Genomic DNA, 6,931 nt, shown 5'->3' with positions numbered 1-6,931 from the left:
GTCGCCGACACCCGCGGCGGCACCGAGGTCTTCGAGGCCGACGGCGTGGTCCTGGCCACCCCGGCCGGGCCCGCCGCCCGGCTGCTGGACGGGCTCGCGCCCGCCGCGGCCGCCGAGCTGCGCGGGGCCGAGTACGCCTCCATGGCCCTGGTCACCATGGCGTGGCGGCGCCGCGACCTGCCGGCCGCGGTCACCGAAGGCGGCGCGAGCGGTTTCCTCGTACCGCCCGTGGACGGCCGGACCATCAAGGCGTCGACCTTCTCCAGCAACAAGTGGGCCTGGGCCGGGGCCGATCCCGAGCTCTTCCTGCTGCGGACGTCCGTCGGCAGGTACGGCGACGACGCCGATCTGGGGCGCTCCGACGAGGAGTTGGTCGACGTCTCGCTCACCGACCTCGGCGAGGCCGTGGGCCTCGCGCCCGCCGCCCGCCCGGTCGCCTCCACCGTCACCCGCTGGGACGGCGGCCTGCCCCAGTACCCCGTGGGCCACCTCGACCGGGTGGCCCGGATCCGCACCGCCGTGGCGGCCCTGCCGGGCCTCGCGGTGTGCGGCGCGCTGTACGACGGGGTCGGCATCCCGGCGTGCATCGCCAGTGCCGGCAAAGCCGCCGACGTGGTGATCGCCACGTTGGGGACCGGTGGGGCACCCCTGGCACAGACCACTGATCAGCGCACGGGACAATAGACACATGACTGCACCAGAGAAGATTCCCAACGCGGGGAAGAAGGCGAAAGACCTCAACGAGGTCATTCGCTACACCCTGTGGTCCGTCTTCAAGCTGAAGGACGTCCTGCCGGAGGACCGCGCCGGCTACGCCGACGAGGTCCAGGAGCTGTTCGACCAGCTGGGCGCCAAGGACATCACCGTCCGCGGCACCTACGACGTGTCCGGCCTGCGGGCCGACGCGGACATCATGATCTGGTGGCACGCGGAGACCTCCGACGAGCTGCAGGCCGCGTACAACCTGTTCCGCCGCACCAAGCTGGGCCGCGCGCTGGAGCCGGTGTGGTCGAACATGGCCCTGCACCGCCCGGCCGAGTTCAACAAGTCGCACATTCCGGCCTTCCTGGCCGACGAGACGCCGCGCGACTACGTCAGCGTCTACCCCTTCGTGCGCAGCTACGACTGGTACCTGCTGCCCGACGAGGACCGTCGCCGCATGCTCAAGGACCACGGCATGATGGCCCGCGGCTACCCCGACGTGCGCGCCAACACCGTCGCCTCCTTCTCGCTCGGCGACTACGAGTGGATGCTGGCCTTCGAGGCCGACGAGCTGTACCGCATCGTCGACCTCATGCGTCACCTGCGCGCCTCCGAGGCCCGCATGCACGTCCGTGAAGAAGTGCCCTTCTACACCGGGCGCCGCAAGTCCGTCGCCGATCTGGTGGCCGGACTCGCCTGAGACCTCCCCTGGGGGGAAGGACCGGAGGACCGCTGACCGCGGTCCTGCCGGTTGGATCGGGAGGCCCTGCCCCCGAATCGACGCAGCCGGAGATCCCGCCCGGAAGTTCAGACGACTGGCGGCAGCAAGGCCCTGGGGTGCCCCTCGGCCTTGGCTGCCCGGCCGTCCAGCGACACCGGTGCGGGCTCCGGATGCGGCGCACACGTGACACGCCAGGCCGAGGTGTCACCCGTCAGCAAGTACCGCTCCACGTGTCGGTCCACGCAGTCGTTGCGTCCGCCGACCACGCCGTGGGTGCCGGCCCCCTCTTCCGTCACCAGCGCCGCCTCGGATCCGAGCCGCCGCTGGAGCTCCAGCGCGCCCGGGTACGGGGTCGCGCCGTCCCGCTCGGCCGCGACGACGAGCGTACGGGGGAGCAGCGCGGCCGCCGGCCCGCCCACGTCCACCGGGCGCTGCCGCTCGGGCACCGGCCACCGGGCGCAGGGCAGGTTGAGGAAGGCGTTGGCCCAGGTCTCGAAGGGGGCCGTGCGCGCCAGTTCGGTGTTGTCGCGGTCCCAGGTCTCCCAGTCGGCGGGCCACGGGGCGTCGTTGCACAGGGTCGCCGTGTACGCGGCCGTCGCGTTCTCGCCCTCGGCGGCCGCCGCCGGGTCCGGGGCGGCGAGCGCGGTCAGCGGACCCGGATCGCCTCGCAGGAACGCCGCCAGCGCCGCCGCGCGCTCCGGCCAGACCTCGTCGTAGTACGCGGCCCGCAGGTACGCCGCGTGCAGCTGCCCGGTGCCGACGACCCCGCCCGCCGGTTCGCGGTCCAGTGCCCCGCGGACGCGCTCGTAGCTCGACAGCACGGCCTCGGGGGTGGTGCCCAGCCCGTACGTGGCGTGGTGGCGGGCCACCCAGGCGCGGAAGTCGCGCCAGCGCCGCTCGAATCCGGGGGCCTGGGCCAGATTGTTCCGGTACCAGACGCGGTCGGGCGCGGGGTCGACGGCCGAGTCGAAGACCATCCGACGGACGTGGGCGGGGTGGAGCGTGGCGTAGACGGCGCCCAGGTAGGTGCCGTACGAGGCCCCCATGAAGTTCAGCTTCGGCTCGCCGAGCGCGGCGCGCAGCACGTGCAGGTCGCGGACGTTGTTCAGGGTCGTGTAGTGGCCCAGGCGGTCCGGGCCGGTCCGCCGGGCGCAGCCGAGCGCGTAGGCCCCGGCGGCGGCGAGGCGCTCCGCCTTGTCGGCGGGGTCCGGCGCCGCCGACGGGGCCTTCGTCGGCGCGGGGGCGTACCGGGCCGGATCCTGGCAGGACAGCGGGGGACCGGATCGGCCGACGCCGCGCGGGGCATAGCCGACGAGGTCGTAGGCGGCGTGCACGCGCCGCCACTCGGGCCGGTCGGCGACGAGCGGGAAGAACATCCCGTTCCCGCCGGGGCCACCGGGGTTGTACACGAGCGCCCCCTGCCGTGCGGCTCCGCCGGCTCCGGTGGCGCGGACCCGGCTGACGGTGATGCCGATCTGCGGGCCGTCGGGCCGCGCGTAGTCGAGGGGCACCCGCAGGGTGGCGCACCGCACGTCCGGGCCGAGCCCCTCGACCACGGGGCAGGGACCGAACTCCAGCCCCTGCCCCGAGCGCCGGGCGACGAGCTCGGCTCCGGCGTCCTCGGTGGGGGTCGGTGTGGTCGGCCCGGTCGGCCCGGTCGGCCCGACAGGTGTGGCCGGTGTGGCCGGTGGGGTCGGTGCGGTCGGCCCGACAGGTGCGGTCGGCCCGGCCGGTGCCGTCGGGCCCCCGGGCCGTGCTTGGGCCGTGGGCAGGGCCGGGAGCGATACGGCCAGCCCGAGGACCAGTGCGGCGCGGAGCGCGCGGCGGCTCGGTCTGCGCATGACGGATCCTCATCTCATCGGATGCTCCGATGAGATCCGGCGGACGGGCCCCTGTACAGGATCAGCGGCCGGTGTCGCGCTCAATACCCCCGTTGCCCGGCCCCGCGCCCCCGCCTGCCGTACGCGAGCGCCGCCCGCAGCTCGGGCTCGGTGACCGCGCGCAGCCCCCGTACGGCCACCGCGGTGAGCGAGCCCCGCGCGCCCCGCTCCCGCGCCAGCTCCACGAGCAGCCGCTGCCCGGCGGGGGAGGCCCACGGGGAGTGCGCGTGCCCCTCGAAGCGGGCTATGGCCAGGCAGCCCAGCGTCAGGATCAGCGGCAGCGCGAACCAGCTGAGGATCATCCCCGTCGTGGCCTCCGGCGCCGGTACGCACAGCGCGGCCACCGTCATGGCAACGACCAGCCCGCAGGCCTGCCGGACCGACCGGACCCCCTCGCCCGTCCCCTGCCGGGTACCGGCGCGCGGCGCGAGGCCGGCGTCGCCCAGCCGGTCGGCGAGGGCCCGTACCGCCGGATCGCGTTCCGCGGCCGTGCGTACGCACACCACCTGCTCCTGCCCGTCCGGCCCGAACGCGCCGAGCACGGACCGCTCGTACGGATCGCGCCCGACCGGATCGACCACGGTGACCCAGCCGGTGTGCGCGAGCAGCAGCCGCCGCTGACGCTGCATCGACAGCAGCGTCAGGTCGGCCACCCGCTCCGGGCCGCCGGCGAGGTACGCGGCCTCGTACAGGCTCAGCTCGTCGTGGTGGCGGCGGTGCGGGGCGGCGGACCCGGTGGCGGGTTCCGCGGCCCCGTCGGCGGCCCTCAGGAGGCGGGCGCACGCGAGCAGCACGCCCGCCCAGGCCAGGAACAGGAACAAGACCCAGAACATGCCCGCTTTCTACAAGGTGGGGAACCGCCGGGCATAGGGTCGTGCCGAGGTGTGAGCAGCCCGTGACGGGTCCGTGATGGACGGTCAGGAACTGCTGGAGCAGCTGGAACCGGACGAACTGCTACAACTCGAACTGCTGGAACAGCTCGAAGAGCTGCTTCCGCAACTGCTTCCGGAGGACCCGCAGCCCGACCCCGAGGAACCGCCTCCGCCCGAAGACCCGCAGCTCGCACCGGATCCGCAGCCCGAACCGCCGGATCCGCCCGACCCGCCGCCGTCACCGCCCGCGCACCAGACGACCGGAACCGCCTCGGCGCCGGCCGCCCAGAGGCCGTCCGAGCCCGAACGGCCGGAACCGCCCCTACGCGCACCGGCCTGGGCCGCCGCCAGCCGGGTCCCGCGGGCCGCCGGCACCAGCTGCTCGCGCAGGTACGGATCACGCAGGCCCCGCAGCCCGAACAGCGACGTCCGGACGTACGGGTTCTGGTCGGTCCGGTAGTGGGCGCGGATGTCGCGCAGCGCCGCGGCCCCCGCCCCGGTGATCCGCTGCCGGGCGCGCGAGGCACCGGCGACGCCCATGACGATCCCGCCCAGCAGGACGGGGAACACCTCGATGATGAACGGCACGCGGAAGGTGCCCGGGCCGGCCTGCAGGGCGAGGGCGACGAAGGTGAGCGGCAGGGACAGGATCAGCACCACCCCGCTCGCCACCGCCTGGATCACCCCGTGGCGGTACTGCGCGCGCCGGCCGCCGGGCGGGGCGATCAGGCCGCGGGCGGCCAGCGCGTCGCCGGTCTCCTGGACGGCGGGGTCGCGCATGGCGGCGTAGCGGATCTGGTACAGCCAGCCGGAGGGAGCGCCCTGCTGGGCCTGGAGCACGGCCCGCTCGGCGGGATCGCCGGCCCGCACTCCCGGCCGCACCTGGACGATGCCCGGTCCGCCGACCACCATCCGGCCGTCGCAGAGCAGGGAGACGAGCGCCGCGTCGACCACGGCGCCGGGTCCGCCCGCCATGAACGCGGCCTCGGAGAGGTCGTGCAGGCGGGGGGCGGGGCCGAGGGTGGACGGCTGCGACCGGCGCAGACCGCGCAGGAGCCGCACGGTGGAGAGGATGACGCCGGCCCAGACGGCGACGGCCAGGTAGTCGAAGAAGTTCATGCGGCTCTCCCCGTCAAGGCGCGGGCCCAGCGCACCACGCGGCGCGTGGGCCGCGACCCGGACCGGTCCTGCCACCAGCGCGTGAGCCGGCGCCGGGCGGCGGGATCGGCGGGCAGGTCCCGGATCAGCAGGTGCTCGGCGAAGTCCAGCGCGTCGCGCCGGTATCCGGCGGTCAGGGGCCGGTGCCGGGCGTATGTGAGGAAGGCCTCCCGGTACGGCTCCTCGCCGCCCAGGATCTCGCGAAGCTCGGGGGCCAGCCGGGCCACGACCCCGGCCCGCTTGGCCGCGAGCGCCCGCGCCTGCACCCGTACCCGCTGCCGGTCGAACCCCTCGGGCACCGGCGTGCCGGCGACGAGCGCCGACAGCAGGGCCGCCTGCCCGATCGCGACGCGCGTCCGGGCCTTTTCGAGGCCCGGGTCCAGCCGGGCCGTCGCGTCCCCCGGCTCCGGCTCCGGTGCCGAAGCCGTTCCCGGCGCGCCGGTCCGTACGACGGACATCGCCGCCGCCGTGGCAGTGACCGTGACCGGTGCCGCCGGTTCCGTCGCCGTGGCCGGTGCCGTCGCATGCGCCGTGGCCGTGGCCGTGGCCGTGGCCGCGGCCACGGCCACGGCCGCGGACCGGGTCCGGACGGGGCCGGCGGGTCCCGCGGAGTCCAGTACCCGGCGGATCGCCATGAGTTCGCCCTCCAGCTCCCCGTCCGGCGGGAAGTTGTCGTCCCGCTCCAGCAACACCCCCGGCGGCTCCACCCTGGAGCGGAGCTCCGCCAGGACGTCGAGGACGACCCGCGGTACGGGATGCGCGTGCGTGTCGTGCCACACCCCACCCCGCTCCACGCCCCCGGCGACGTGGACGTACGCCAGCGCCTCCAGCGGAACGCCCGCCAGGACGGCCGCCGGGTCCTCGCCCCGGTTCACCCGGTTCGTGTGCAGGTTGGCCACGTCGATCAGCAGCCGCACCCCCGTACGCTCCACCAGTTCCGTCAGGAACTGCCCCTCCGTGAGCTCCTCGCCGGGCCAGGACACCAGCGCGGCGATGTTCTCCAGCGCCAGCGGCACCGGCAGCGCGTCCTGCGCGATCCGTACGTTCTCGCACAGCACGTGCAGCGCGTCCCAGGTCCGTGGCACGGGCAGCAGGTGGCCGGCCTCGAGCGCCGGCCCCGGCGCGGCCGAGGACGTCCGTACGAAGGCGATGTGCTCGGTGACGAGCGGCGCCCCCAGCGCCACCGCCCGCTCTGCGAGCGCGGCCAGCTTCCCCGCGTCCGGCCGGTCGGCGCCGCCGAGTCCGAGGGAGACCCCGTGCGGAACCGCGCGGACCCCGCGTTCCATCAGCCGCAGCAGCGGCTGCGGCAGGTGGCCGGGGCAGATGTTCTCGGCCACCACCTCGACCCAGTCCAGGCCGGGCAGGCCTTCCACGGCGTCCGCGATCTCCGGCCGCCAGCCGATGCCCACCCCCAGGTGTGCCATGGGCTTCATGTCCCCTCGCCCCCCTCATCGGTCCGTCTGCCGATGTCATGGCCCCGACGGAGTCGAGCCAACCGCCCAGGGGGACGTTCAGAGCAACATTTGAGGTTCCCGTCCCGGCCGGATCTCGGTCGGATCCGCGAGAACGGGATCCGACCGAGATCCGACCGAGATCCG

General features: G+C 75.0%; 6 protein-coding genes. 2 read left to right on the top strand and 4 right to left on the bottom strand.

Features of this window, described 5'->3' with window-relative positions:
- Positions 1–684: NAD(P)/FAD-dependent oxidoreductase (locus J7E97_RS04835; RefSeq protein WP_215022669.1), on the top strand; the 684-nt coding region annotated here is incomplete at its 5' end.
- Positions 685–688: 4 nt separating this feature from the next.
- Positions 689–1,402: a hydrogen peroxide-dependent heme synthase gene (gene hemQ / locus J7E97_RS04830; protein ID WP_215022661.1), complete on the top strand. Its 714-nt coding sequence runs from the start codon at positions 689–691 to the stop codon at positions 1,400–1,402.
- Between the two features lie 107 nt (positions 1,403–1,509).
- Here the strand turns inward: hemQ and J7E97_RS04825 are convergent, their stop codons facing one another.
- The 4 genes from J7E97_RS04825 to J7E97_RS04810 form a co-directional block, all read right to left on the bottom strand.
- Complete coding sequence (locus J7E97_RS04825) at positions 1,510–3,264, bottom strand: alpha/beta hydrolase (RefSeq protein WP_215022659.1); 1,755 nt, start codon at positions 3,262–3,264, stop codon at positions 1,510–1,512.
- 80 nt (positions 3,265–3,344) lie between these two features.
- Positions 3,345–4,136, bottom strand: coding sequence for a TIGR04222 domain-containing membrane protein (locus tag J7E97_RS04820; protein WP_215022656.1), 792 nt, complete (start codon positions 4,134–4,136; stop codon positions 3,345–3,347).
- A gap of 84 nt (positions 4,137–4,220) precedes the next feature.
- Entirely contained in the window at positions 4,221–5,294 is a 1,074-nt protein-coding gene (locus tag J7E97_RS04815; RefSeq protein WP_215022655.1) for a TIGR04222 domain-containing membrane protein, read from the bottom strand.
- Positions 5,291–6,766 carry a DUF692 domain-containing protein gene (locus tag J7E97_RS04810; RefSeq protein WP_215022653.1) on the bottom strand — a complete coding sequence of 492 codons (1,476 nt, stop codon included), beginning with the start codon at positions 6,764–6,766 and terminating at the stop codon, positions 5,291–5,293. The genes J7E97_RS04815 and J7E97_RS04810 overlap by 4 nt, the downstream gene beginning before the upstream one ends.
- Positions 6,767–6,931: the final 165 nt, after the last annotated feature.

This window comes from Streptomyces sp. ISL-66, assembly GCF_018614135.1.
Taxonomy (GTDB): Bacteria; Actinomycetota; Actinomycetes; order Streptomycetales; family Streptomycetaceae; genus Streptomyces.
This window is presented reverse-complemented; position numbering and strand designations above follow the sequence as displayed.

Bases quoted from the DNA above. Each gene is read 5' to 3' on its own strand.
- hemQ (WP_215022661.1), top strand. From the start codon at position 689: ATGACTGCACCAGAGAAGATTCCCAACGCGGGGAAGAAGGCGAAAGAC.
- J7E97_RS04825 (WP_215022659.1), bottom strand. From the start codon at position 3,264: ATGCGCAGACCGAGCCGCCGCGCGCTCCGCGCCGCACTGGTCCTCGGG.
- J7E97_RS04820 (WP_215022656.1), bottom strand. From the start codon at position 4,136: ATGTTCTGGGTCTTGTTCCTGTTCCTGGCCTGGGCGGGCGTGCTGCTC.
- J7E97_RS04815 (WP_215022655.1), bottom strand. From the start codon at position 5,294: ATGAACTTCTTCGACTACCTGGCCGTCGCCGTCTGGGCCGGCGTCATC.
- J7E97_RS04810 (WP_215022653.1), bottom strand. From the start codon at position 6,766: ATGAAGCCCATGGCACACCTGGGGGTGGGCATCGGCTGGCGGCCGGAG.